Genomic DNA, 26299 nt, shown 5'->3' on the forward strand with positions numbered 1-26299 from the left:
CGGGTCAGTCGGCCGGTCCGGCGATCAGAGTGACCGGCGCGGACGCCGAGGCACCAGAGGACGCAACCGTCCAGGTCAGGGTCACGGTGTCACCGGGCGAGTAGGCGCCGAGCAGGTCGGAGAGAGAAGGAGCCGACGACACGGCGACGCCGTCCACCGCGGTGATCACATCACCGGCCACGAGACCGGACGACGCAGCCGGCGTGCCGTCGAGCACTCCCGCCACCGAACCATCAGTGCTCAGCGAGATTCCCAGGAACGCCGGGTACCCGATCGTGACGGTGTCGGAGGCGACGCCGGACTGGATCTGGTTCGCGATCACCAGCGCGTCCTCGATGTCGATCGCGTACGCCACGGTGTCCACGGTGCTGCTGGAGGCGGCGGTCGTCATGCCGATGACCTCGCCCTCGTCGTCGAACACCGGGCCGCCCGAGTCGCCGGGCACGACGGCCGCGGAGAACTCGATCAAGCCGGACAGGGTCTCGGACGACGAGCCGTCCGTCGACGCCGTCATCGTCTGGTCCAGCGCGGTCACGCTGCCGACCGCGGCCAGCAGGTCTCCCCCGCCCTCCGCGTTGCCGACCGCCGTCACGGCGTCGCCGACCGCCGCGCCGCTGTCGTCGTCCAGAGCGACCGTGTCCAGCCCCGACGCGTCCTGGAGCTGCAGGAGCGCGACGTCCGACGAGGCGTCCGTGCCGACGACGGTGGCGACATACGAAGCGCCAGTCGACTCGATGGTCACCTCGATCGACGTCGAGCCCTCGATCACGTGGTTGTTGGTGAGCACCAGCCCGTTCGCCGTCAGCACCATGCCGGTGCCGGCCGACGAGGCGTTCTGGTAGCCCAGCGTGCTGGTGATCGTCACGACGCCCACCTGCTGGTCCGCGCTCGCCGCACTGGCGGCCTCCTGGTCAGAGGTGGACGGAGAGCTGCCCCACGACGGCGGGACGAACGACGGAACCTCGGCGGCAGGCGGCTCGTACGCGGCGCCCTCGACCGCCGACGCGGCCGCGGTGTCGGTGTCGGACGACGCCTGGGCCGCCGCGATCAGGCCGCCGGTCACGCCACCGGCCAGCAGGCCGAGCGCGAGGGCGCCTCCCGCGGCACCGAACGCGAGGCCCCGACGGACGACAGGCTTGGTCGCGACGGCGACACGGCCCAGCCCGGACGCGTCGGCACCCGAGTGCCCCGCATCCAGCGACGCCGACGCACTCAGCGGCGCAGTGGCGCCCAGAGGAACCGAGCCCGCACCCGGCACCGACCCGGCGGGCACGGAAGCGCTCTCGACAGGAGCGTCCGACGCTCCGGAAACCTGCTGCTCGTCCATGGCTCTGACCTCCCCGACGGCCCCCGTCTGGCGCCGTCAAGGAATAGAGAACGCCTCGCACCCGAGAGGTCGCTGGAGCCCACCCGTGCGCAGCCTGTGGAACCGTCAGCTGGTCGCGAGCACGTCCTTCAGTGCGTACGACACCGGCTCCTCGAGCTGCGCGTAGGTGCACGACGACGGGTCCCGATCCGGGCGCCAGCGGCGGAACTGCGCGGTGTGCCGGAACCGCTCGCCCTCCATGTGGTCGTACGCGACCTCGACCACCAGGGTCGGTGAGAGCGGCACGAACGACAGGTCCTTCCCCGCGGACCAGCGACTCCCGGCCGCCTCACGCGGCGTGCGTCCGAGCGCGGAGTAGTCCCACGGGTGGCCCACCAGCGGCACCACCAGGGGCGCGAGCTCCGTCACCAGCTCCCGCCGGCGCGCCATGGGGAACGACGCCGCGACCCCGACGGACGCGAGCGTGCCGGAGGAGTTGTACAGCCCGAGCAGCAGCGACCCGACGGCGTCGTCGCCCGACTTGTGCGGCCGGTATCCGGCGACCACGCAGTCGGCGGTGCGCTCGTGCTTGATCTTCTGCATCGTCCGCTTGCCGGGCTCGTACAGCCCGGCGGGGTCCTTGGCGACGACGCCGTCCAGCCCCGCGCCCTCGAACTGCGAGAACCACTGCGTAGCGACGTCGAGGGACGAGGTCTGGGCGGTCATCGAGATCGGTCCACCCGGCGTGACCAAGGACTCCAGCACCGAACGGCGTTGAGCGAAGGGCAACCCCGTCAGGTCGTCGTCCCCCAGAGCCAGCACGTCGAAGAGCACCAGCAGCGCCGGCGTCTCGACGGAGAGCAGCCGCACCCGCGACTCGGCCGGATGCACGCGCTGGAGCAGCGCGTCGAAGTCGAGGCCGCTGTGAGTCGACGACGGCACGATGATCTCCCCGTCGACCACGCACCGGTCAGGCAGGTACGACAGCACCGCAGACACGATCTCCGGGAAGTACCGCTGCATCGGCTTTTTTTTTTTGTCCCCGTCGCGGAACACGATCGCGCGGAACCCGTCCCACTTGGGCTCGTACAGCTTCCCTGGCGGGATCGACGGCGCCGACTTGGAGAGCATCGGGTCCACGGGCGGCATCACCGGCAGCTTCATGGCCACCAGTCTTACCAGCCCCCGCCACCACCGCCGCCGACGCCACCGCCGGAGAACCCGCCGCTGAACCCCGACCCGCCCGAGGACCCGGGCGTCGGCGCGGAGATCGCCTCGGTGGCCACGGACTGGAACCGGTCCAGCGACGACGCGAACGCGGTCGCCCAGTAGATGTTGGCCCCCGGGTAGTAGCCGCCGACGTACCAGCCAGGCTGCTCGAACGACCGCCCCTGCGCGGCCAGCTCCGCGAACACGCGAGCCCACCGGTCGGCCAGCCCGAACACGATCGCGTAGGGCAGGTACCGGCTGAAGATGTCCTCGCCCTCCTCGAACCGCAGCTGGTTCGCCTCGGCGGTGGCCAGGTAACGGCGGAACCCGAGGGACTGCGCCAGCACGGCGGTGCCGTCCTCGGTGCGGGCGGGGGCGGCCTTGCCGAGGATCGTGACGAGGATGCCGACGACGACCAGCGCGATCGGCACGAGCGCGAGCCCGGTCACGGACAGACCGACGCCGAACACGACGAAGGTGAGGATCACGCCGAGGATGGCGATCGCGATCCCGGCGCCGTACCACCTGGCGCGGACGTGCTTGGGATTCGCCCGGAACCAGCCGGACGCGGTCACGTGGTCGTAGAGGCCGTCCTGGACCTTCGCCATCGACGCGGCGAACGTCGTCTTCAGGTCGGAGAGCTTGACGGAGGTCGAGGTGGCGAAGATGGACGTCAGCAGCTCGTCCTCGTACGGCAGCAGCGAGCCGTCCTTGTTCTTCAGCTGCACCAGGGTCCAGTCCTTGGCCTTCTTCTTCGGGTTGGACCGCGGCACCTCCTCGATGCGCAGCCAGCCACGCACCGCGAGGTCCACCAGCGTGGCGGTGACGTCGACGGGGTCGGCCTTCTCGTCGAGGAGCGTGCCCATCTCCCCCGGTCGCACGCCCGTGGGCGGCTGGAACTGCACGGAGACGACCTCGCGGCGGTCGCGGAAGCCCGTCGCGGCACCCGGCTGGTTGTCGGCGGGACGCAGCCCCGGGGTCAGTCCGAGGTAGGCCTTGTCGCGGCCCACCCGGCGGACCCGGAGGAAGGCCAGGATGCCGCCGCCGACGAGCACGAGCAGGGCGACGATCCCGAGCGCCGAGGTCGGCCGCACGGGCGCCAGCGGGTCGGGCTTGTCGACGAGGATCGGCTCCACGCCCGGGAACGTGCCGGCCGGCCAGCCGGTCACGGTGGAGAACTGGTCGCCGACGGGCACCAGGTCCTGCGTGAAGCTCGACGTCGAGCCGGAGAACGACGACGAGGTGCACGGGGTGGTGGACCCGTACGGTCCGGCGAAGCAGACGGCACCCTCGACCGCGGCCGGGCCGTCGACCGCCACCGACAGGTCGCCCAGCGGGATCTCCCAGCCGGCGCCGATGACGTTCCAGTAGAGCTCGTCGCCGGAGTGCTGCTCGTTCGCGGGGTTCAGCAGCCCGTCGGCGGTGTACTCCACGTGATAGGTCTGCACGCCGGAGACGTTGTCGATGTCCTCGTCGCCGATCCGCAGGATCAGCGCGTCGGAGGTCGACTCCTCGTTCACCTGGTCGGGCGCCCCCGACGCGGACGATGCCGAGATGTCGGTGTACCGGAACGCGCGGTCCAGCGTCTCGTCGTAGTAGACCCTCGTCGGCAGGCTGAGGAACGGCCCGTGACCGGGGTCGTCGCCGAAGTCGAAGTCGAAGTCGAGCGTCACCCGCATCGTGCCGTCGGCAGCCAGGGTGGCCGTGACGTCGTACCGCGTGATCTCACGGCCGCTCGTCTGGTCGGGGACGGCAGCGGCCGTCAGGGCGACGACGAGACCGAGTGCCAGCAGGACCGCGCGCAGGGCCCTCACAGGTCGCGCTTCTCGCGGATGGCCCGGGTGGCCTCGAGGTTGTCCTGCCGCTCGCGCAGCGCCTGCCGCTTGTCCCACTCGCGCTTGCCGCGGGCCAGCGCGATCTCCACCTTGGCGCGCCCGTCGAGGAAGTACAGGGACAGCGGGATGATCGTCTGCCCCTTCTCCCGCGTGCGGGACTCCAGACGGTCGATCTCCGAGCGGTGCAGCAGCAGCTTGCGCTTGCGGCGGGGTGCGTGGTTGGTCCAGGTGCCCTGCGAGTACTCGGGGATGTGCACGCCCTCGAGCCACAGCTCGCCGTTGGTCACCTCGCACCAGCCGTCCACCAGCGAGGCCCGGCCCATCCGCAGCGCCTTGACCTCGGTGCCGCTGAGCACCATGCCGGCCTCGAACACGTCCTCGATGACGTAGTCGTGCCGGGCCTTCCGGTTCGAGGCGACGACCTTGCGCCCGACATCCTTGGCCACGGTGGTCGAACCTCGTTCCTGAGTGCGCGGATGGTGCGGGTCGAGACTACCTGCCCGTGGCCAGCGCTTTCAGAGTCCGAGGAGCGGACGCGGGTTCACGGTCCCGCCGTTCACGTAGACCTCGAAGTGCAGGTGGCAGGCGGCCGACGTGCCGGTGTTGCCCGACCGCCCGATCAGCTGCCCCCGCTCGACCGTCTGACCGGAGCTGACCGCGAAGCTGGTGAGGTGGTTGTAGCTGGCCGACAGGGCGTTCCCGTTGACGAACCCGCTGTCGATCATCACCTGGTTGCCGAACCCGTACCGCGCCTTGGCCCACGTCACCGTGCCGGCGCGGCCGGCGTAGATCGGGGTGTTGCAGAAGGTCCGCAGGTCGATGCCGGCGTGCAGGCGCGTGTAGTGCAGCGTCGGGTGGAACCGCATGCCGAACTCGGAGGTCACGTAGATCGGGCTGACGCTGGTCGGGTTGCCGAACAGGGCGTTGCCGATCGGACCGGCCGGGCCGTGCGGGTTGCCGGCTGCGGCGTCGCGGGCCTTCTGGGCGGCGATCGCGGCCTGGAGCTCGGCCTGGACGGCGGCCGCCTCGGCGTCGGCCTGGGCCAGCTGGGCGGCCAGGGCCGCACGCTGGGCGTCCAGCGACGCCTGCTGCTGCACCTGCCGCGCGAGCAGCTCGTCGAGCGACGCCTTCGCGGCGGCCGCGGCTGCCTTCGCCGCGTCGGCCTCGACCACCTTCTGGTCGGCCTCGGCCTTGAGCTGGGCGATCTTCTCCTTGACCGCGCCCAGCCGCGCCTCGGCGTTCTTGTTGGCCGACTCGGCCGTCCGGAGCTGGTCGAGGATCTGGGCCTGCGTGCGCAGCGCCGTGGCCATCAGGCCGTACCGCTGCACGAAGTCGTCGGTGCTCTGCGCGTCCAGGATCACGTCGACGCCGGACACGCCGCCGCCGTCCTTGTACGCCTCACGAGCCATCTGCCCGATCGCGGCACGCATCTGCGCGGCGTACTCGGCGTCCTGCGTGATCGTTGTCGTGATCGTCGCCTGCTGGTCCTCGGCGTCGACCAGCCGGGCCGCGATGATCGCCGCCTCGCGCTGCGCCTTCTCCAGCGCAGCCTTGGCCTCGTCGAGCACGGCTTGCGCGGCTGGGATCTTCGCCTGCGTGTCCGCCAGCTGCATCGCCAGGGCCTGGAGGTTGGCGTCGACGCCCTCCATCGCCGCCTCGGTGTCGTCGCGCGCCTTCGCGATCGCGGCCTTCTGCGCCTCGGCCGCCTTGCGGCGGTCGTCGATCCTGTCGGCGTAGGCGGGTGCGGTGAAGAGCGCCGTGACGATGAGGACGAGCACGACGAGCAACGCGGGCATCCGCAGACGGCGCACGATCACACCTTCGTGTAGCGGCTCAGAGTGACCAGGGACGAGATCGCGGCGAGCAGGATCGCGACCGCGATGAGGATGGGTGCCACGGCGAGGACGTCGGACGTGTTCACGTACGGGATCCACGCCGCCTGCTCACCGAGCCAGTCGTCGATCAGGTAACCGACCCCTAGCCACAGCGCACCGACCGCCAGCAGGGCACCGATCGTCGCGGCGATCGCGCCCTCGAGCATGAACGGCAGCTGGATGAACACGGTCGACGCCCCGACCAGGCGCATGATCCCGGTCTCGCGACGACGGCTCAGCGCGGACAGCCGGATGGTCGTGGTGATGAGCAGCACCGCGGCCAGGAGCATCACCGCGGCGAGCCCGCCGGCCAGCAGGGTCGCGTTGTTGAGCACCGAGAAGAGCCGGTCGAACAGCCGCTGCTGGTCCTTGACCTCCTCGACGCCGGGCCTGCCCGAGACCACCTCGGCGACCACGGGGTACTGCTCGGGGTCGGTGAGCTTGATCCGGTAGGAGGAGTTCATGTCGTCGACCGTGGCGGCCGACGCCCAGAACTGGTCCTTGAACTGCTCCTGGAAGGCCTCGAACGCCTGCTCCTTGGTCTCCGTGTAGACCTTCTCGACGTACGGCTTGACCTCGGGCGACGCGAGCGCGGCCTGGATGTCGGCCTTCTGCTCGTCGGTCACCTCTCCGCTCGCGCAGGTGGGCTCTGTGGAGTTCTGCGGGCAGAGGAAGACCGAGACCTCGACCTTGTCGTACCAGTCGTCCTTCATCTTGCCGATCTGCGTCTGCAGCAGGGCGGCGGCGCCGACGAAGGTGAGCGACACGAAGGTCACGAGGATGACGGAGATCGTCATCGACAGGTTGCGACGAAGACCCAGGCCGATCTCGGAGAGGATGAACTGGAGGCGCATCAGCGGTCCGACCCGTAGACGCCGCGCGACTGGTCACGCACCATCGCGCCGGTGGACAGCTCGATCACGCGCTTGCGCATCTGGTCGACGATCTCGTCGTCGTGCGTCGCCATCACGACCGTGGTGCCCGTGCGGTTGATCCGGTCGAGCAGGCGCATGATCCCCAGGGACGTCGTCGGGTCGAGGTTTCCCGTGGGCTCGTCGCACAGCAGGATGTTCGGGCGGTTGACGAACGCGCGCGCGATGGCCACGCGCTGCTGCTCGCCACCGGACAGCTCGTGCGGACGACGCTTCTCCTTGCCGGCCAGGCCGACCATCTCGAGCGTGTCCGGCACGGTGGTGAGGATGTGGTGCCGCGGCTTGCCGATCACCTGGAGCGCGAAGGCCACGTTCTCGAACACCGTCTTGTTGGGCAGCAGGCGGAAGTCCTGGAAGACGGCGCCGATCTGGCGGCGCAGCGTCGGCACCTTCCACGACGACAGGGTGCCCAGCTCCTTGCCGGCGACGAACACGCGGCCGGCCGAGGCCCGCTCCTCGCGCAGCACGAGGCGCAGGAACGTGGACTTGCCGGACCCGGACGCGCCGACGAGGAAGACGAACTCGCCCCGCTCGACATCCAGGGACACGCGGTCCAGCGCCGGTCGTGCGCCGCGGGCGTAGACCTTGGTGACATTCTCGAATCTGATCACGGTGCTCGTAGGGGCCAGGTTCGGGGATGGACTTCACGCACGGGAACTACTGCTGGCCTTGTCGAGAGTAGGCAACGGACCCACCCCCACCCGGTGGTGACACGCCGCAGGGGAACCTGTGAACTGCAGCGGCGTCCGGACAGGTCGGGCAAACGCCCGCGAATCGCCGGTCAGTGCGGGGTCGGCAGGAACGCCGTCGGGTCCAGCTCGCGCGTCGGGGGTGCCCCGGTGATCGCGGCCAGGATCGCCTCGTGGCTGACCGTCGCCGCGTCGAACTCGCCGTTGTTGCGGCCGTGCCGGAGCACGATGATCCGGTCGGACACCGCGCGGACGTCGTTCATGTTGTGGCTGATGAGGACCACCCCGAGCCCGAGGTCGCGCAGGCGCTCGATGTGCGTGAGCACCTCCGCGGTCTGCGACACCGACAGCGCGGCCGTCGGCTCGTCGAGCACCACGATCCTGGGCCTGCCGATCAGGGTGCGGGCGATCGCCACCGACTGCCGCTGTCCCTTGGACAGGGTGGACAGCGGCGACTTGACCGACGGGATCCGGCTGTTCAGGTCGCGCAGGACCTTCCGGGCGATCTGCTCCATGGTCTCGTCGTCGCGCACCCGACCGCGGTGCAGCTCGCGGCCGAGGAACAGGTTCGACGTCACGTCGAGGTTGTCGGCCAGCGCGAGCTCCTGGAACACCGTCGCGATGCCGAGCGCGTGCGCCGCGATCGGCGTCGGGATGGTGACGGTCTCGCCGTCGATCTCGATGAGTCCCGTGTCGGGGGTCAGCACGCCCGAGATCATCTTGGCCACCGTCGACTTCCCGGCGCCGTTGTCGCCGACGAGCGCGACGACCTCGTGCGCGTAGACGTCCAGGTCGACGTCGACCAGGGCCTCCACCGCACCGAAACGCTTGCCCAGACCCCTGAGCGACAGCAGGGGCACGTCGTTGGCCGTGCTCATCGCCACTCACCTGCTCCCCGTTGGGCACGTGACACGTGCAGTGAATCTTCCACCATCTGAGGCGTCGATCGCGTCATTGCGCCGCTCCGACCCCGACCGCCGCCTGGTCGTCGTCGACACGGAGCGGCAGTGCGGTCGACTGGAGGGCCAGCACCAGGGCGCCGATCACCTCGGCCCGGGACCCCAGCGAGGCGGCGACGACCTCGAGCGGGGCGATCTGGTTCAGCAGCACGTTCCTGCGGACGGCCTCACGCAGGGGCCGCAGCAGCAGCTCCCCCGTCTCCGCCAGCTCGCCGCCCACGACGACCAGCTGCGGGTTGACCGCGACGCCGAGCCCCGCGACGACCATCCCGATCATGGCGCCGGCCTCCGCGACCACCTTGCCGCAGCGCTCGTCGCCGTCGATCGCGCGCTGCACCACGTCGCGCAGCGCCAGCGGACCGGTGCTCACGCGGAGCCGGTCGATGAGTGCCGAGGCGCCGACGACGGTGTCGAGGCAACCGCGGTTGCCGCACCGGCACAGCTCTCCCGGGAACGCGACCTGCACGTGCCCGATCTCGCCCGCGGTGCCGGCGACGCCGCGATGGACCTGGCCGTTGATGACGATCCCGGCACCCGTGCCGTAGGACGCGCGCACGAACACGCTGTCGCTGTACTGCCGCGCCGCACCGAGCGTGCTCTCGGCGATCGCGCCGAGGTTGGCGTCGTTGTCCACGTACACCGGCCGGCCCAGCCGCTTGGAGAGCACCTGGCCGATGTGCACCGTGTCCCAGCCCGGCATGATGCCGCGCACCGAGACCATGCCCGTGGACGCGTCGACCGGCGCGGGCAGCCCCACGCCGAGCCCGACGACGTCGTCGAGCGAGGCCCCCACCCGCTCGACCAGGTCGACGACGAGCAGGGCCACGCGGTCCAGGCTCGTGTCCACCCGGTGGTCCGCCGGCAGCGGGAGCGTCTGCTCCGCGATGACCTGGTGGCTGAAGTCCCCCAGCACCAGCCGCAGGTGCCGGTGCCCGATCTGCACGCCGGCCGCCAGACCGACGCGGCGGGCGAGCGTGACCATCTGGGCACGCCGCCCGCTGCGGGTGGTCGTGGCGGTGTCGACGACGCCGGCAGCCAGGAGCTCCCGGACGATCGTCGACACCGTCGCCTGCGACAGACCTGTCGCCTCGGAGAGCTCGACCTGCGTGAGCCCGCCGTACCGCTTGACCGTCTCGACGACGAGGTTGCGGTTCGCGTCGCGCAGGGACGACTGGGAGCCGGCTGCGGGTGCTCGCCTGCTCACCGTGCGAACCTAGTGCAACTCGTCGTCCATCGGTTCATCGCCTTGCTAGCGCGTCCCCGCCCGACGCTTGTTGATCAGGTCGAACGCCACGGCGAACAGGAGCACGAGGCCCTTGATCGCCATCTGCCAGGACGGGTCGACCGACAGGATCGACAGGCCCATGTTGAGCACGCCCATGATGAGCGCACCGACGATCGCTCCCGAGATCCGGCCGATGCCGCCCGTGACGGCCGCCCCACCGATGAAGCACGCCGCGATGGCGTCGAGCTCGAAGTTCTGCCCGGCCGACGCGATGGCGGCACCGGCGCGAGCGGTGGTGACGATCGCGGCCGCTCCGGCGAGCACGCCCATGTTGACGAAGATCCAGAAGTCGACCCGACGGGTGTCCACGCCCGACAGGCTCGCCGCGAGGCGGTTGCCGCCGATCGCGTAGATGTGCCGGCCGAACACCGTGCGCCCCATGAGGAACGTGTAGGCGACGATGAGCACCCCGACGATGACGAGCACGGTCGGCGTGCCGCCCGCGGAGAACGACAGGATGACCGTGAGGACGCCGATACCGATCGCCACGAGCGCGAGCTTCGTGGCGAACAGGCCCACCGGCTCGACGTACAGCTCGTGCTTGCGCAGAGAACGGCGGGCACGGACCTGCGAGACCACGATCGCCCCGATGGCCAGGACGCCGATGAGGATCGTGACGACGTCCATGTTGTTCGCGTAGCCCAAGAAGTTCGGCAGCGACCCCTTCGAGATCGCGATGAACTGCGACGGCAGGCCGGCGACGGTCTCACCGACGATGACGAGCGCGAGCCCGCGGAAGATGAGCATGCCGGCCAGCGTCACGATGAACGCCGGGATCCCGACGTACGCGACCCAGTAGCCCTGCCACGCGCCGACGACACCGCCGACCGCGAGCCCGAGCAGGACGGCGACCAGCCAGGGCAGCCCCATGTCCCGCATGCTCACGGCGACGATGCCACCGACGAACGCGACCACGGAGCCGACCGACAGGTCGATGTGCCCGGCGACGATGACCATGACCATGCCGATGGCCAGGATCATCACGTAGGCGTTCTGCTGGAACAGCGCCGCGACGTTGTTGGCGAGCAGCAGCTTGCCGTCGGTCAGCACCTGGAAGAGCAGCACGATCACGACGAGCGCGCCGAAGATGCCGTACTGGCGCGCGTTGCCGCCGAGGCCGGCCATCCGCTGTCCGAGCGGCACGCGGGCCTGAGCTCCCGGAGGCGCTGCAGGGGCGGGGTTGAGGTCGGTAGTCATCGGGGGGTCACGTCCTTCTCCATGGTCATGTACTGCATGAGGCGCTCCTGCGTGGCATCGGCGCGGGCGACCTCGCCCGTCACACGGCCCTGGCTGAGGGCGTAGATGCGGTCGCAGATGCCGATCAGCTCGGGCAGCTCGGAGGAGATGACGATGACGCCCTTCCCCTCGTCCGCGAGCCGGTTGATGATCGTGTAGATCTCGTACTTGGCGCCCACGTCGATACCTCGGGTGGGCTCGTCGAGGATGAGCACGTCGGGATCGGCGTAGATCCACTTGCTCAGCACGACCTTCTGCTGGTTGCCGCCGGACAGCTTGCCCACGAGGGCGGAGACCGTCGGCGTCTTGATGTTGAGGTCGCGTCGGTACTGCTCGGCGACCTTCTCCTCGGCGGTCCGGTCGACGACGCCCCAGCGCGCGAGCTTGCCCAGCGCGGACGCCGAGACGTTGTGCTGGATGGTGTCGATGAGGTTGAGGCCGAACCGCTTGCGGTCCTCGGTCGCGTACGCGATGCCGTGCCTGATGGCCGCGCCCACGTTGCGCAGCTCCACCTGCTTGCCGTCCTTGAAGGCCCGGCCGGAGATCCGTGCACCGTAGCTGCGCCCGAACAGGCTCATCGCGAGCTCCGTGCGGCCCGCACCCATGAGGCCGGCGATGCCGACGATCTCCCCGCGGCGCACGTCGATCGACGCGTTGTCGACCACCTTGCGCGCCTGGTCGATCGGGTGGTGCACCGTCCATTCCTCGATCCGGAGCACCTCCTCACCGATCGTGGAGACGTGGTCCGGGAACCGGTTGTCGAGCGAACGGCCGACCATCCCACGGATGATCCGCTCCTCGGTGACCGCGTCGTCCCCGTGCATCTCGAGGGTCTCGATGGTCTTGCCGTCGCGGATGATCGTCGTGGTGTCGGCGACCGCCTCGATCTCGTTGAGCTTGTGGCTGATGATGATCGACGTGATCCCGTGCTCCTTGAGGCTCCGGATCAGGCCGAGCAGGTGAGCGCTGTCCTCGTCGTTGAGCGCCGCGGTGGGCTCGTCGAGGATGAGCAGCTTGACCTCCTTGGAGAGCGCCTTCGCGATCTCCACGAGCTGCTGCTTGCCGACGCCGATGTCGACGATCTTGGTGTCGGGGCGCTCGTCCAGGCCCACGCGGGCGAGGAGCTTGGCGGCCTCCGAGTTGGTCTTGTTCCAGTCGACGACGCCCCGCTCCGCCTGCTCGTTGCCGAGGAAGATGTTCTCGGCGATCGACAGGAACGGGCTCAGCGCGAGCTCCTGGTGGATGATGACGACGCCGTGGCGCTCCGAGTCGCGGATGCCGCGGAACTCGACGGGCTCGCCGCTCAGGACGATCTCCCCCTCGTAGGTCCCGTGCGGGTAGACGCCCGACAGGATCTTCATGAGGGTGGACTTTCCTGCGCCGTTCTCGCCGCAGATCGCGTGGATCTCGCCGGCGCGGACCGACAGGTTCACGTCCTGCAGCGCGATGACTCCGGGGAACCGCTTCGTGATGTCCCGCATCTCGAGGATGTGGTCAGTGCTCATGCTTCCTCACAGGTGTGTCGTCAGGCGGGCCGCCGAGCGCCGGTCCGTGCAGGTGTTCGCACGGACCGGCGGTCGGCAGCACTCTCCGAATGGGTCAGAGACCCAGGTCGGAGGCCTCGTAGAAGCCGGACTCGACGAGCACCGACTCGACGGTGTCCGGCGTGACGACCTGCGGGTCCAGGAGGTACGTCGGGACGACCTTGTTGCCGTTGTCGTACGTCTCCTCGTCGTTGACGTCGACCGTGTCGCCGTCCACGATCTGCTGGATCATCTTGGCGACCTGGTCACCCAGCGCGCGGGTGTCCTTCCAGACCGACATGGACTGCTTGCCGGCCAGCATGTTGAGCACGTTCGCCTGGTCGGCGTCCTGCCCGGTCAGCACCGGGTAGTCCGGACCCGGGGCGTAGCCCGCGCCCTCGAGCGCCTGGGCGATGCCCAGCGCGAGCGAGTCGTTGGGCGACAGGACGACGTTGACCTTCTGGCCGCCGCCGTAGAACGAGTTCAGGCGGTTCTCCATCTCGGCCTGGGCGGTGTCGGAGCCCCAGCCCTGGATGCCGATGCTGGCCCAGTCGTCGTTGCTCGCGGGCGACTTGCCCGACGGGACGACGAGCTTCCCCTCCTCCACGTACGGCAGGAGGATGTCCCACGCACCGGAGAAGAAGAACTTCGCGTTGTTGTCGTCCGGCGAACCGGCGAAGGGCTCGAGGTTGAACGGGCCTGCGGCGTTCTCGAGGTCGAGAGCGTCGACGATGAACTCGCCCTGGAGCGTGCCGACCTTCTCGTTGTCGAACGTGGCGTAGTAGTCCACGTTCGGGGTGTCGTTGATGAGGCGGTCGTACGCGATGACCTTGACGTCGTTGGACGCCGCCTGCTCGAGGACCGGCGCGAGCGCCGTGCCGTCGATCGACGCGATCACGAGGACCTTCGCGCCCTGGTTGATCATGTTCTCGAGCTGCGTGATCTGCTGGTCCACCTTGTTGTCGGCGTACTGCAGCGTCGTCTCGTAGCCCGCCTCCTTGAGGAGCTCCTCGAGGTGCGCACCGTCACGGTTCCACCGCTCGAGGCTCTTGGTCGGCATCGCGATGCCGATCAGGGTGTCCTCGACCGCTGCGTCGCCCGTGGGCTCGTCAGCCGCGTCCCGCTCCTGGCTGCAGGCGGAGAGGCCGATCACCAGGCCAGCCGTGGCGATGCCGACGGCCACCTTCTTCCATGCAAATGACATCGTTGTCCGCTCTCTCGTTGCACCGTCCGGCCTGCGGCGCCGGGGCATCTGTGCCCCGGCGGCCCGAGCGGGACCGTCTCTGGTCCTGCCGGTCCGCATGGCCGGTCATGTCGGTTGAATTCAAGACCTGAAGGCTACGTGAGCGCAAGTGCCGTTACCAACCCGTGTCCTGCGGGGGTTTGAGAGCGTTTTCCGAAGGACCTAGGACCTATAACTTCGGCCTCCGAAGACAGACAGATCAGGCGGAGGCGTTGTCCAGCGACCGGCGCCAGCGGATTCCGGCCTCGATGAAGTCGTCGATGTCGCCGTCGAAGACCGCGGCGGGGTTGCCCACCTCGTGCTCCGTGCGCAGGTCCTTGACCATCTGGTACGGCTGTAGGACGTAGGAGCGCATCTGGTCTCCCCAGCTCGCCTTCACGTCGCCCGCGAGGGCCTTCTTCTTCGCGTCCTCCTCGGCCTTGCGGACCAGGAGGAGGCGGGACTGCAGGACCCGGAGCGCCGCGGCGCGGTTCTGGATCTGCGACTTCTCGTTCTGCATCGACACGACGATGCCGGTGGGGATGTGCGTCATGCGTACCGCCGAGTCGGTGGTGTTGACCGACTGGCCGCCCGGGCCCGACGAGCGGAACACGTCGACCTTGATCTCCGACTCCGGGATGTCGATCGAGTCGTTCGACTCGATGAGCGGGATCACCTCGACGGCCGCGAAGCTCGTCTGGCGTCGGCCCTGGTTGTCGAACGGCGAGATGCGGACCAGCCGGTGCGTGCCGGCCTCGACCGACAGGTTGCCGAACGCGTACGGGACCTTGACCTCGAACGTCGCCGACTTCAGCCCGGCCTCCTCCGCGTAGGAGGTGTCGAGCACGGTGGTCGGGTAGCCGTGCCGCTCGGCCCAGCGCAGGTACATGCGCAGGAGCATCTCCGCGAAGTCCGCGGCGTCGACACCACCGGCACCGGCACGGATGGTCACCACGGCCTCGCGCTGGTCGTACTCCCCCGCCAGGAGCGTGCGGACCTCGAGCTCGCCCAGGTCCTTCTTGATCTTCAGCAGGTCGGCCTCGGCCTCGGCGAGCGTGTCCTCGTCGTTCTCCTCGGCGGCCATCTCGACCAGCGTCTCGAGGTCGTCGATCCGCCCGTCGAGCTTGCTCATCCGGTCCAGCTCCGCCTGCGTCGACGAGAGCGCGCTGGTGATCTTCTGCGCGGCGTCCGGGTCGTCCCACAGGTCGGGGGCCGACGCCTGCTCCGACAGCTGCGCCACCTTGGCCTCGAGCGCGGTCGGGTCGCTCACCGCCTGGATGGTGCCCAGGGTGGTGCGCAGATCACGGATTGCGGTGGGGAAGTCGGTGGTGGCCACAACCGTCCAGGCTACCGGGTCCACGCTCCCCGCTCCTCCCCCGGCGGGAGCCCGTCACGAGCCGCGCGCGACCGACTCCGCCTCGAGCGCGATCCCGTCGGACCACGGCGCGAGCACCCAGCTGACCAGCACCGGCCGGACCACGGCGCCCAGGTGCACGTGCGCCGACCGGCCGTCGGTCGTCGACGCGGAGAGCACCGCGAGCTCGTCCCACGCGGTGGCCGCGTCCGGGTTGTCGCGCAGGTACCGGTCCACGGCGTCGCGCACCGACGCGTCGGTCAGCGGGACCCCTTCGGTCGCCGGGTCCCCCTGGCCCGCACCCGGGGCGAAGTACTGGTCGTCGCCGGCCGCGTCGGCCGCCTCGAGCGCGAGCACGTCCGCGAGCGCGAGCAGCCGCTTGCGCTCCAGGTGCACCCCCGCGGCGGACACGACGACCGTGATGAGCAGCAGGGCGACCACCACGAACCCGAGCGTCAGGATCATCACCTGGCCGCGGTCGTCCTCCGGCCTGTCCCTCATCGGGTCGCCCGGTAGGTGTCGACGGGTGCGACCCGCTCGGCGCTCACCGGCACCTCCAGCGGGACGACGTCGCGCACGAACCCCGGCACGAAGGGCAGCGGCACGCGTACGTCGATCCGGGCCGCCACATCGCTGCCGGGTGCGAGGCACGGTGTCGTCGAACAGGTGAGCGTGAGGGCCTCGGCGGGGTCGTCGTCGAACCCCTGGTCCCGCAGGGCGATCCCCACCGCGGCGACCGCGCGCTCGGCGCCCTCGTCGGCACGGTCGGCGACGACGTACGTGCGCGCCGCCTCGCGCGCGGCACCCTCCGCGGCGAACGTCGCAGCCTCGATGCGACCGAGCACGAGCACCAGGTACACCAGGGGCACGAGCAGGACGAGCGAGAGCCCGAGGAACTCGATCACCGAGCTGCCCTCGTCGTCGGTCAGGTTCACGGCTCCTCGACCAAGGCATGCCCGTGGACCGTGAGAGTCCCGGCGGGGCCGACGAGCCCGACCAGCGGGAGCGGCGCCTCGACCTGGACCTCCACGACGTCGAGCCCGTCGAGCGTGGTCCGCGTGGCGCTCACACCTTGCGCGTACGCCGACGAGAGCGACTGCGCGATCAAGACCCGCGAACGCTCGGCCCCGTCCCCGGGCTCGTGACCCGCCAGCGCGCCGTACCGAGCGCCCTCGGCCGCCGAGTCGACGAGCGTGTTCCGCACGTGCAGCACGATGGTCAGCTGGAGCACCGCGACGAACAGCACCGTCACGAGCCCGCCGACGAGCGCGAACTCGACGATCGCGGAGCCGGCGTCCGACGTCAGGGCGCCTTGACGCTGTTGATGGCGTCCTCGAACACCCGCCCGAGGGCGTCCCCGGCGATGATCCACAGCGCGGTCACCAGCCCCGCCGTCATCAGGGTCACCAGCACCCACCCCGGGACGTCGCCCCGGTCCGATCCCCCCGCCGCGACGCGCCGCTGGACCCGTCCCCACGCGGTCCCGCCCCACACCCACGAGCCCCACAGCAGCGCCCCGGTGCGCGAGGGCGGCCGGTCGTCCGTGCTCTCGGTGCCGCTCGTCATCGGTTCTCCCTTCGTCGGACGCCGCTCGGGCGCCGTGCCACGTTCCCCTGCGGGTCACAGACCGACCCGCAGGACCACCATCGAGGGGAAGACAGCGAAGACGACGGTCACCGGGAGGATCAGGAAGACCACCGGGACCATCATCAGCACCTCCTTGCGCCCACCGGTCTCGATGAGCGCCCGGCGCCCCTCCTCGCGGACGTCCTGCGCCTGCGCCCGGAGCACGTCCGCCAGCGGCGTCCCCCGCTCGACGGCCACGGCGACGCCCTCCGCGAAGCGAGCGAGCGCGGTGAGCCCGGTCCGGTCCGCCAGGTTGTCGAGCGCGACGGTCAGCGGGGCGCCCGCGCGAGCATCCGCGAGGGTGCGGGCCAGCTCGGCGGAGAGCTCGCCGTGCGTGCTCCGCACCACGCGCTCCAGGGCGCCGACCGCGCCCTCCCCGGCGCCGACCGCCAGGGCGAGCAGCTCCGCGACCGTCGGCAGCTCCGTGAGCATCCGCGACTCGCGAGCCTGCAGCTCCCGCGTGAGAGCCCAGTCGCGCGCGAGCACGCCGACCAGCCCGCAGACGGCGACCAGCACCACGAGCGCGACGACACCCGCACCACGCGTCGCCGCCAGGAGGAGCGCCAACGCGAGGCCTCCGGCAAGGCCGAGCACGCCCCAGACCACCTGCCCGGCGCGGAACTGCTCGACGGTCTCGGGTCGGCCGGCCCGCGACAGGCGGCGGCGCAGCTCCGACGTGGGCGAGCCCAGACGGGTGACGAGCCGGACGGCGTCGGCCATCACCGGGGCGACGAGCCGCTCCACCGTGGCGAACGGTCCGCGGACGGTGGGCGCCCGCAGCAGTCCCGAGGACGTGGGCTGCGGTCGCAGGTAGGGCGCGAGCCGCTGGTCGAGCGTGATGCGGCGGGCGCGCAGGCGGAACAGGACGATCGTCAGGCCGAGGCCCCCGAGCAGCCCGATGAGGGCACCGGCGACGGCCGGGCTCACCGCAGCACCCGCGGGTCGTCGGGGAGCCGCGCGATGCGCAGCATGACCAGGTAGGCGACCACGGTGCAGGCACCGCCGACGACAAGGACCGCGAAGCCCGCCGGGGTGTCGTAGGCGCTCGCGGCCTCCGGTCGGGTGGCCAGGAGCGCCAGGACGATCCACGGAGCCGCGACCGCCAGACGCGCCGCGTACACGGTCCAGCTCTGCCGCGCCTCGAGCTCACCGCGCGTCCGCACGTCCTCGCGCAGGAACGAGGCCAGGGTGCGCAGCAGCCGACCGAGGTCCGTGCCACCGACGTCGCGCGTCAGCCGCAGCGCCTCGATGATCCGGTCGGCCACCGGGTCGGCGAGGCGGGCCTTCAGCAGGTCGAGGCACTCCCCGAACCGCCCGGTCGCCCGGTAGTCCTCGGCGAACGCGGTGAACGCCTCGCGCAGCTCGACCGGCCCGCGCTCCCCGATCTGGGCGACCGCCTCGGGCAGCGCCAGCCCCGCGCGGATGCCGGAGCCCAGGTGGTCGACCACCTCGGGCCAGAGCTGCCGGAGCCGGGCGCGCCGCCGACGCGCCCGCGAGCGCACGACCGCCCAAGGGGCCATCGCCGCGAACACCGCGAAGCAGAGCGCGATCGACGGGATGCGCGTGAGGGCGGTCCCGACGAGCAGGGCGACCAGCCCGAGCAGGACGCTGGTCACCAGCAGCCCGTGCGGTGTCACACCGGTGACCCCCGCCTGGACCAGGGCATCCTGCGTGCGGGCGTGCCACCCGACCCTGCGCGCCGACCTGGGGTGCCGAGGCTCCGCCCAGAACGACCACCAGATGCACGCGACCCCGGCCCCGAGCAGCAGGCCCACCAGAACCCCCATCAGGCCCGACCCCGCAGCAGCGCGGACAGGTCGGTCCCTGTGCGCGCGAACCGTTCGGGGTGCGGCGGGTAGCCGTCCGCCCGCGCCAGGTGCCCGTCGCGCGCGTGGAAGACGTCGGCGGTCTCGACGATCCCCTGCTCCACGCGGCCCGGCACCGCGACGATCTCCCGCACCAGCCGCCGCCCGCTGCCGTCCAGGTCCAGGTGCACCACCAGGTCCACGGCGGACGCGACCGTGGGCACCACGAACCGGTCGGAGACGTTCTCCCCCGCCAGCAGCGGCAGCGTGCAGAGCTTGGTCAGCGCCTCGCGCGCCGAGTTGGCGTGGATGGTGCACATGGCCGGCACACCTGCGTTGAGTGCGATCAGCAGGTCGAGCGCCTCGGCCTCCCGCACCTCGCCGACGAGGAGCCGGTTCGGGCGCATCCGCAGCGCCTCCTTCACCAGCCGCCGCAGCGGGATCTCCCCCGTCCCCTCGAGGCTGGGCTGGCGGCACTGCATGGCCACCCAGTCACGTGCCACGAGCCGCAGCTCGAAGACCTCCTCGCACGTGATGACCCGCTCGCGCGCGGGGATGGCGCCCGCGAGCGCGTTCAGCATCGTGGTCTTGCCGGCCTGAGTTCCTCCGGAGACCAGCACGTTCAGACCGGCCCGGACGGACGCCTGCAGGAAGGCCGCCGCGTGCGGGGTCAGCGTGCTGAGGCCGACGAGGTCGTCGAGCGTCGTCGCCCGGACCACGTACTTGCGGATGTTCACCGACCAGTGCCGCCGCGTGACGTCCGGGATCACCGCGTGCAACCGTTCCCCGCCCGGCAGGCTGGCGTCGACGAACGGGCTCGACAGGTCCAGCCGCCGCCCGGAGACCTTGAGCATCTTCTCGACGAGGTCGCGGACCTGACCGTCCGTGAGGATGGTCGTGGTCAGCTCCGCCTCGCCTCGCCTGGCGACGAACACCTGCGTCGGGGAGTTGATCCAGATCTCCTCGACCTCCGGGTCGTCGAGGTACTTCTGCAGCGGACCGAGCCCGGCGACCGCGTCGACCACGGACTTGTGCGCCGCGACCGCGTCCACGAGCGGCGGGACCGCACCGACGACCGACCGCTCGTCGTAGTCGGCGATGGCGTCCGAGACCAGCGCGACGACCCCCGGCCGGTCCCGCACGGGGTCGAGCCCCCGCCGCCGGATGAGCTCGCGCACCTCGGTCTCGAGGATCGCCACACCGTCCACCGGCGATCCCTCCTCGCGTCATGGGTGTCCGGTTCATCCGTCATGTCCGGTTGCACTGGCCGGAACCTTAGGGGACGGCGCAGGGGTGGCACACCTCGCTGTCCACAGACAGGACGCCGTTCACCCGCACGAAGGACCTACGTGGGACCTCGGGCCCATGCCCGAGGCAACCGGATAAGCGACAATTGTCATAACGCGAGCAGGGAGAGAGCGGACGCGGTCGACGACCCGTCCCGACTCCGCATCCCGGGCCCCAGCTGAGGCCCGCCGGGTTCCCGCCGTCGTCATCATCACCCGTTCCGCACCCACCTCGAGGCGCGCCTTCGCGCCCAGGAAGGATCACCCATGCATCTGCGCACCCTCGGTGCCGCTGCCCTGACGGCGGCACTCGTCCTCCTCCCGACGGCCGCCCACGCCGGCGGCTCCGACAGCCCGACCCCGTACACGGTCACCGCCGAGGGCGTCACGCTCCCCGCGGGCACCACGTTCGAGGCGAACGGCCACCTCAACTACCGGGTCACCGCGCTCGACGGCACCGGCCCGCGGACCTTCAACGTCCACCAGTCCGTGCCGCACAACGGGGTCTGGCCCCGCGCGGCATACGTCGGCAAGGACTACTACCCCTGGGCCGACCACCCGACGTTCGCGGCCGCGTTCCCCGACGGGCACTGCGTCACCTGGGTCCAGATCAGCGGCTTCAACGAGCACTTCGGCGAGGGCGGGCAGGCGCCGGTCTGCACCGACCCGATCGCCCCGGTGGACCCGATCGAGCCGGTCGACCCGATCGACCCGGTGGACCCGGTCGAGCCCGTCGACCCGATCGAGCCCGTCGACCCGATCGAGCCCGTCGACCCCATCGAGCCCGTCGACCCGGTCGACCCGGTGGAGCCCGTCGACCCCATCGAGCCCGTCGACCCGGTGGACCCGGTCGAGCCGGTGGACCCGGTGGAGCCCGTCGACCCGATCGAGCCCGTGGACCCGATCGAGCCCGTCGAGCCCGTGAACCCGGTGGAGCCCGCGGACCCCGCCACGCCGGCGGACCCCGACCCGACACCCATCGCGGATCTCCTCGCCACGGACCCCCCGTTCACGAGCGAGGTCCTGGCAGCGCCGCACGCCCAGCTGGCGTCGACCGGCTTCGCGACCCGCACCCTCCTCGTGCTGGGAGCCGTCGCCCTCGTCGGCGGGACGACGCTCGTCATCCTGTCCCGCATGCGGGGCGACGACACCGACGTCTGACCGCCGGGCCGGACACATGACTCGTTCCCACGGGTCATGGGTCCGGCCCGCTAGCGTGTGAGCGTGTCCACGACCCTCACCACTCCCCTGCCGACCGGCCGCCAGCACGTCCTCGAGCTCGGCGGCCAGCGCGCCGTCATCACGGCGGTCGGCGCCAGCATCCGCTCGTACTCCGTCGACGGCCGCGACGTCGTCCTGCCGTTCGACGAGACCGAGATCGCGCCGGCCTTCTCGGGTGCGGTGCTCGCGCCGTGGCCGAACCGGCTGCGCGACGGCGTCTTCGGCTACGAGGGTCACACCTACGAGGTCCCCCTGACCGAGCACGCCCGGCAGACGGCGCTGCACGGCCTCGTCGCCCACGCCGTGTTCGACACGACCCACGCCGACGCGACCTCCGTGACCCTCGAGCACGTCGTCGTCCCCACCCACGGGTACCCCTGGCCGGTGCGGGTGCGGCTCACCTACTCGCTCACCGACGCCGGCCTGCACGTGCGGGCCGAGGGCACCAACCTGGGCGCGACGACGGCCCCGTACGGCATCGGGTTCCACCCGTGGCTGTCCCCCGGCGGCGCCGAGGTCGACGACTGCACCCTCCAGGTGGACGCGACCCGGCACGTGACGGTCGACGAGCGGCTGCTCCCGACGGGAGCGGAGCGCGTGGACGGGGACTACGACCTGAGGGAGCCGCGCTCGCTGACGGGTCTCGACCTGGACGACGCCTGGATCGACGTCACGCGCGACGCGGAGGGCCTGTCCTGGATCCGGCTCGGCTGCCCGGACGGGCGCACGGTCGCGCTCTGGGCGGACGACGCGACCCGGGCGTGGCAGGTGTGCACGGGCGACACCGTGGTGCACATCGCGCGGCGGGGTGTCGCTGCCGAGCCGATGACGTGCATCGCCGACGCGTTCCGCACCGGCGACGACCTAGTGCACCTGGCGCCCGGCGCCGGCCACACGATCACCTGGGGTCTCGCGCTGATCTGAGGGGGGCGGCCTCAGCCGTCGTAGTACTCGCCGTCCTGCTGGACGCCCTTGGTGAACTCCCAGTGCCACTTCTCGAACGGGCCGCTGCCACCCGGCTGCGCCCACGCGGGGTTCTCCCAGCCGTAGGTAGGCCCGTTCTCGGTGATCCAGCGCCACTTCGCGCCGGACGTCTGGTCCTGGCAGAGGTCCACGGCGAGGCCCCAGCCGTGGTTGCTCTTGCCGGGGACGGCGGCGAGGCCGCCCTTCTGCGCCTTGACGGCCCGCTGCGCGGCGAGCGTCCGGTAGCCGGAGCTGAGGCACAGGTCGCCACCGAACCGCGCGGCGAAGGCCTGGTTGAACTCGGCGAGCGAGACGGCGGCGTCCGCGCGGAGCTGCGTGTGGTTGTCCCAGAGCGTGCACAGGTCCGCGACCTTGAGCAGACCGTTCTGGCCGGCCGGCCGCAGGGAGCCGTCACAGCCCGGGAGCACGGACCGCTCCTCCGTGCGGCTGGCGGCGGCCAGGCCGCGGGCCTGCAGTGCGCCGTCCGCGGACACGAGGGACGACGGGGGCAGTGCGGAGAGCGACGACCCGGCGAGCGCCGAGACGGTGCTCGGCAGGGTGGAGTCGGCCAGCGCGTCGGAGCCGAACGCCGCCGGGCCGGTGACGACGCCCTGGCTCACGGGGATCACGACGGTGATGCCGGCGAGCACCCCGAGCACGCTGAGCCGGGCGGCGGTGCGCGTGGGGCGGCGGCTGACGGTGCCGTGCGCGACGCCGGCGAGCTCGGGAACGTCCTCGACGGCCGGAGCGGCGACCTCGGCAGCGGCCGGCGGTGCGGGCTGGGCGGTCGCGACCGGCGGCGCACTGACCCAGGCCTCGGGCGGGGCCGGCCACTCGATGGTCGCGACGGGTGTCGTCGGCGCCGCGGCGGGCGCGGGGCGGGCCGGGGGCGCGGGGATCGTCTGCGTGAAGGACGCCGCGGTGCGCTGCTGGAACGAGGGGACCGGAGCGGAGGTCCATGCCGACCGGCCCGAGGGAGCGGCGGGGGCCTGCACGCGGGGGGCCGGCACCGCGAACGTCTCCGTCACGGGTGTCGGCGCGGGTGCGTGGTGCGCCCAGGTCGGCACGTGGTGGGCGGCGGTCGGTGAGTCGGGATCCGGTCGCGGGGCGGTCACCGGGGTGGGTTCAGAAGTGGCCCGCCGCTCTGCCTCCCGGAGGCTGCGGCGGGTCGGGGGTGCCGTCATGGGCTCCTCGCTGTGCGACCCCACGACACCTCCCATCGTCCACGCGTCTCTGATCTGCCGCGACGTCGTCGTCGGGCGCGCTGTACGCAACCCGGCGTCGTGCGGTCACGAAACCATAACGGCTCGTGGACCCGCTTCCAAGTCTCTGGACATCCGTCCAGTGCACGGACCGGACAAACCCGGCGACACGCTGAGCGACACGCCGACGACGGGCACGCGATCCGCACAACCGGACGAGTGACACGAGTGATCAGAACAGCTGGCCCCGCTGCATCGCGTCGCGGACCTCACCGACCAGCTCCTCGAGGATGTCCTCGAGGAAGACGACCCCGACGGTCTGCCCGGCCTCGTCGACGCGAGCCAGGTGCGACCCGGAGCGCTGCATGGCCGCGAGCGCGTCCTCGACCTCGTCCTCCGGGCCGACGACGGCGAGCGAGCGGACCCGCCACGCGGGCACGGGCGTGCTCCGCGAGTCCTCGTCGGCGTAGAGGACGTCCTTCAGGTGCAGGTACCCCGTGGGCGCGCCGTCCGCATCGACCACGGGGAACCGGCTGAACCCGGTCCGCGCGACGAGCTTCTCCACGTCCTCGGGCGTGCTGCCCACCCCCACGGTGACCAGCTCGTCGGTCCGGATCATGACGTCGTGCGCGGTGCGGTCGGAGAACTCGAGCGCACCGGCGAGCAGCCCCTGCTCGTCCTCGAGGAGCCCCTCCGCCTGTGACCGCTCGACGATCGACTGGACCTCCTGTGCGGTGAACGCCGACGCGACCTCGTCCTTGGGCTCGACCCCGAACAACCGGAGCGCGTGGTTGGCGATCCAGTTGAGCCCGGTGATGACGGGGCGCACCACGCGGGCGATCCACACCAGCGGCGGGCCGAACAGGAGGACCGCGCGGTCGGGGCCGGCGACGGCGAGGTTCTTGGGCACCATCTCGCCGAGCACCACGTGCAGGTACACGACGATCGCGAGCGCGAGCACGAACGCGATCGGGTGCGTGAGGTCCTCGCTCACGCCGAGCGCGTGGAGTGGCGCCTCGATCAGGTGCGCGATCGCCGGCTCGGCGACGACACCGAGGCTCGTCGAGCACACGGTGATGCCCAGCTGGGCGCACGCGAGCATGAGCGAGACGTGCTCCATCGCCCACAGGACGGTGATCGCGCGGCGGTCCCCCTCGCGGGCGAGGGGCTCGATCGCGCTCCGCCGCGCGGAGATGATGGCGAACTCGGCGCCGACGAAGAAGGCGTTGGCAGCCAGCAGGAGGACCCCGAGGACGAGGGCGAGGCTCGAGCTCATGACTCGTCCTGCTCGACCGGGGCGGCGGGGCGCACCCGTACCCGCTCGACGCGTCGTCCGGCCATCGCCTCGACCTGGATCTGGACCGCGTCGACGACGATCTCGTCACCGTCGGTCGGGATGCGGCCCAGCATGAACATCAGGAGCCCGCCGAGGGTCTCGTAGGGCCCGTCGGCCGGGACGTGGAGCCCGGTGACCTCCACCAGCTCGTCGGGTCGCAGCACGCCGGGCAGCAGCCACGAGCCGTCCGCCGAGCGCGCTGTCGAGGTGCGACGGCGGTCGTGCTCGTCCGCGACGTCCCCGACCAGCTCCTCGACGACGTCCTCGAGCGTGACGACCCCCGAGGTGCCCCCGTACTCGTCGACGACGACGGCCATCTGCAGGCCCTGCTCCCGCAGCTCGACCAGCAGCGGGCCCAGGTGCACCGTCTCCGGCACGCGCGGCGCGTCGACCATGAGGGCGGCCGCGGGCACCTCGGCGCGGCGCTCGTACGGCACGGCGATCGCGCGGCGCAGGTGCACGAGCCCGACGATGTCGTCGCTCGAGTCGCCGATGACAGGGAACCGCGAGTGGCCGGTGCGGCGGGCCAGGTCGATGACGTCGGACGCCGGGTCCTCGCGCCGGACGACGACGAGCCGCAGCCGGTCCGTCATCACGTCGACGGCCGTCAGCTCGGTGAACTCGATCGAGTTGGTGAGCAGGGTCGCCGTGGACTCGTCGAGGGTCCCGACCTCCGCCGAGCGGCGCACGAGCGCGGCGAGCTCCTGGGGCGAGCGCCCGCCGGAGAGCTCCTCGCGCGGCTCGACGCCGACGCTGCGCAGCAGGGCGTTGGCGCTCCCGTTGAACGCGACGATGAGCGGGCGCAGCGCACTCGTGAAGCCGCGCTGCAAGGGGGCGACCATCCGGGCCGTGGGCAGCGGCCGGCTGATCGCGAGGTTCTTGGGGATGAGCTCGCCGACGACCATGGAGAAGCCGTTGACCAGGACGATCGCGAGCACCCCCGCGACGATGCCGCCGATCGCCTGACCGAGCACCGACTCCTCCAGGGGGAGGCGCAGCAGCCGCACGACGGCGGGCTGCGTGGTGTACCCGAGCAGGATGGTGGTCAGGGTGATGCCGAGCTGGGCGCCGGAGAGCTCGGTGGACAGCCGGCGGAGCGCCTTGAGGACGGACTGGCTGCGCCGGTCGTCAGGTGCCGCCTGGCCCTCGACGAGGCCCGGGTCCAGGGTCACCAGCGAGAACTCGCTGGCGACGAACACCGCGGTACCGAGGGTGAGCAGCACCCCCAGGCCCACGAGGAGCCACTCGATCAGCACGTGGCACCGCAGCCGGGGGCACGGCGAACGCCGACCCGGAGGTCGGCGCTGGTGGGGATCCCCGGGGGGAGTGAGAAGAGGAAGAGGTGGCCGGCATGGTCTCCCCCGGGCTCATCGGCCCGGGCGCGACGCCGGCAGCGACTTGAGCTGCTCATGGTGGGCTCGATCATACGGGCGACC

Annotated in this window: 25 protein-coding genes; 2 read left to right on the forward strand and 23 right to left on the reverse strand. The window is 71.3% G+C overall.

Going from position 1 to position 26299, the window contains the following annotated elements; translation table 11 throughout:
* Positions 1 to 4: 4 nt before the first annotated feature.
* From ASD18_RS19805 to ASD18_RS19900, 20 genes are all read right to left on the reverse strand, one after another.
* Complete coding sequence (locus ASD18_RS19805; protein WP_056096640.1) at positions 5 to 1327, reverse strand: S1C family serine protease; 1323 nt, start codon at positions 1325 to 1327, stop codon at positions 5 to 7.
* A gap of 105 nt (positions 1328 to 1432) precedes the next feature.
* Positions 1433 to 2470, reverse strand: coding sequence for an ATP-dependent DNA ligase (locus ASD18_RS19810; protein WP_056096644.1), 1038 nt, complete (start codon positions 2468 to 2470; stop codon positions 1433 to 1435).
* A gap of 11 nt (positions 2471 to 2481) precedes the next feature.
* Positions 2482 to 4329 carry a DUF2207 domain-containing protein gene (locus tag ASD18_RS19815; protein WP_056096647.1) on the reverse strand — a complete coding sequence of 616 codons (1848 nt, stop codon included), beginning with the start codon at positions 4327 to 4329 and terminating at the stop codon, positions 2482 to 2484.
* On the reverse strand, positions 4326 to 4796 hold the full coding sequence (gene smpB, locus ASD18_RS19820; RefSeq protein ID WP_056096649.1) for an SsrA-binding protein SmpB: 471 nt from the start codon (positions 4794 to 4796) through the stop codon (positions 4326 to 4328). Before smpB ends, ASD18_RS19815 begins: the two co-directional genes overlap by 4 nt.
* Positions 4797 to 4865: 69 nt before the next feature.
* Entirely contained in the window at positions 4866 to 6161 is a 1296-nt protein-coding gene (locus tag ASD18_RS19825) for a peptidoglycan DD-metalloendopeptidase family protein (protein WP_235522489.1), read from the reverse strand.
* A gap of 2 nt (positions 6162 to 6163) precedes the next feature.
* Positions 6164 to 7078, reverse strand: coding sequence for a permease-like cell division protein FtsX (gene ftsX, locus ASD18_RS19830; RefSeq protein ID WP_056096653.1), 915 nt, complete (start codon positions 7076 to 7078; stop codon positions 6164 to 6166).
* Positions 7078 to 7767 carry a cell division ATP-binding protein FtsE gene (gene ftsE / locus ASD18_RS19835; RefSeq protein WP_056096656.1) on the reverse strand — a complete coding sequence of 230 codons (690 nt, stop codon included), beginning with the start codon at positions 7765 to 7767 and terminating at the stop codon, positions 7078 to 7080. The genes ftsX and ftsE overlap by 1 nt, the downstream gene beginning before the upstream one ends.
* Positions 7768 to 7937: 170 nt before the next feature.
* The gene (locus ASD18_RS19840; protein ID WP_056096659.1) at positions 7938 to 8723 is read right to left on the reverse strand and encodes an ATP-binding cassette domain-containing protein; all 786 of its coding nucleotides are present in this window, start codon (positions 8721 to 8723) and stop codon (positions 7938 to 7940) included.
* A gap of 73 nt (positions 8724 to 8796) precedes the next feature.
* On the reverse strand, positions 8797 to 10008 hold the full coding sequence (locus tag ASD18_RS19845; protein WP_056096662.1) for an ROK family transcriptional regulator: 1212 nt from the start codon (positions 10006 to 10008) through the stop codon (positions 8797 to 8799).
* A 45-nt stretch (positions 10009 to 10053) separates the two neighbouring features.
* Entirely contained in the window at positions 10054 to 11286 is a 1233-nt protein-coding gene (gene mmsB / locus ASD18_RS19850) for a multiple monosaccharide ABC transporter permease (RefSeq protein WP_056096664.1), read from the reverse strand.
* Positions 11283 to 12830: a multiple monosaccharide ABC transporter ATP-binding protein gene (gene mmsA / locus ASD18_RS19855; protein ID WP_056096667.1), complete on the reverse strand. Its 1548-nt coding sequence runs from the start codon at positions 12828 to 12830 to the stop codon at positions 11283 to 11285. Before mmsA ends, mmsB begins: the two co-directional genes overlap by 4 nt.
* A 94-nt stretch (positions 12831 to 12924) precedes the next feature.
* Positions 12925 to 14052: a multiple monosaccharide ABC transporter substrate-binding protein gene (gene chvE, locus ASD18_RS19860; RefSeq protein WP_056096670.1), complete on the reverse strand. Its 1128-nt coding sequence runs from the start codon at positions 14050 to 14052 to the stop codon at positions 12925 to 12927.
* 238 nt (positions 14053 to 14290) lie between these two features.
* Entirely contained in the window at positions 14291 to 15406 is a 1116-nt protein-coding gene (gene prfB, locus ASD18_RS19865; RefSeq protein ID WP_056096673.1) for a peptide chain release factor 2, read from the reverse strand.
* 54 nt (positions 15407 to 15460) lie between these two features.
* Positions 15461 to 15925 (reverse strand): pilus assembly protein TadG-related protein, encoded by a 465-nt coding sequence (locus tag ASD18_RS19870; protein WP_235522490.1) that lies wholly within the window; start codon positions 15923 to 15925, stop codon positions 15461 to 15463.
* Positions 15922 to 16359 carry a hypothetical protein gene (locus ASD18_RS19875; RefSeq protein ID WP_056096678.1) on the reverse strand — a complete coding sequence of 146 codons (438 nt, stop codon included), beginning with the start codon at positions 16357 to 16359 and terminating at the stop codon, positions 15922 to 15924. The genes ASD18_RS19870 and ASD18_RS19875 overlap by 4 nt, the downstream gene beginning before the upstream one ends.
* Positions 16356 to 16676 (reverse strand): pilus assembly protein, encoded by a 321-nt coding sequence (locus ASD18_RS19880; protein ID WP_369817329.1) that lies wholly within the window; start codon positions 16674 to 16676, stop codon positions 16356 to 16358. Before ASD18_RS19880 ends, ASD18_RS19875 begins: the two co-directional genes overlap by 4 nt.
* 50 nt (positions 16677 to 16726) lie before the next feature.
* Positions 16727 to 16918 (reverse strand): hypothetical protein, encoded by a 192-nt coding sequence (locus ASD18_RS19885; protein WP_082574349.1) that lies wholly within the window; start codon positions 16916 to 16918, stop codon positions 16727 to 16729.
* Positions 16919 to 17044: 126 nt separating this feature from the next.
* Entirely contained in the window at positions 17045 to 17977 is a 933-nt protein-coding gene (locus ASD18_RS19890; protein WP_056096680.1) for a type II secretion system F family protein, read from the reverse strand.
* A complete protein-coding gene (locus ASD18_RS19895) occupies positions 17974 to 18837 on the reverse strand; it encodes a type II secretion system F family protein (RefSeq protein WP_056096683.1) in 864 nt (287 codons plus the stop codon). The genes ASD18_RS19890 and ASD18_RS19895 overlap by 4 nt, the downstream gene beginning before the upstream one ends.
* Positions 18837 to 20063 carry a CpaF family protein gene (locus ASD18_RS19900; protein ID WP_056096686.1) on the reverse strand — a complete coding sequence of 409 codons (1227 nt, stop codon included), beginning with the start codon at positions 20061 to 20063 and terminating at the stop codon, positions 18837 to 18839. Before ASD18_RS19900 ends, ASD18_RS19895 begins: the two co-directional genes overlap by 1 nt.
* Positions 20064 to 20408: 345 nt before the next feature.
* On the opposite strand from ASD18_RS19900, the gene ASD18_RS21120 reads away from it, so the two are divergent.
* A complete protein-coding gene (locus tag ASD18_RS21120) occupies positions 20409 to 21302 on the forward strand; it encodes a DUF4573 domain-containing protein (RefSeq protein ID WP_056096689.1) in 894 nt (297 codons plus the stop codon).
* A 63-nt stretch (positions 21303 to 21365) separates the two neighbouring features.
* Positions 21366 to 22286: an aldose 1-epimerase family protein gene (locus tag ASD18_RS19910; protein WP_056097067.1), complete on the forward strand. Its 921-nt coding sequence runs from the start codon at positions 21366 to 21368 to the stop codon at positions 22284 to 22286.
* Positions 22287 to 22297: 11 nt separating this feature from the next.
* Here the strand turns inward: ASD18_RS19910 and ASD18_RS19915 are convergent, their stop codons facing one another.
* The 3 genes from ASD18_RS19915 to ASD18_RS19925 all read right to left on the reverse strand — a co-directional run bounded on the left by ASD18_RS19915 (position 22298) and on the right by ASD18_RS19925 (position 26119).
* Positions 22298 to 23509 carry a M15 family metallopeptidase gene (locus ASD18_RS19915; RefSeq protein WP_162251773.1) on the reverse strand — a complete coding sequence of 404 codons (1212 nt, stop codon included), beginning with the start codon at positions 23507 to 23509 and terminating at the stop codon, positions 22298 to 22300.
* A gap of 250 nt (positions 23510 to 23759) precedes the next feature.
* Positions 23760 to 24803 carry a hemolysin family protein gene (locus ASD18_RS19920; protein ID WP_056096696.1) on the reverse strand — a complete coding sequence of 348 codons (1044 nt, stop codon included), beginning with the start codon at positions 24801 to 24803 and terminating at the stop codon, positions 23760 to 23762.
* Positions 24800 to 26119 carry a hemolysin family protein gene (locus tag ASD18_RS19925; RefSeq protein WP_056096700.1) on the reverse strand — a complete coding sequence of 440 codons (1320 nt, stop codon included), beginning with the start codon at positions 26117 to 26119 and terminating at the stop codon, positions 24800 to 24802. Before ASD18_RS19925 ends, ASD18_RS19920 begins: the two co-directional genes overlap by 4 nt.
* Positions 26120 to 26299 lie beyond the last annotated feature (180 nt).

It is taken from the genome of Cellulomonas sp. Root137, from assembly GCF_001426725.1.
Lineage (GTDB): Bacteria > Actinomycetota > Actinomycetes > Actinomycetales > Cellulomonadaceae > Cellulomonas.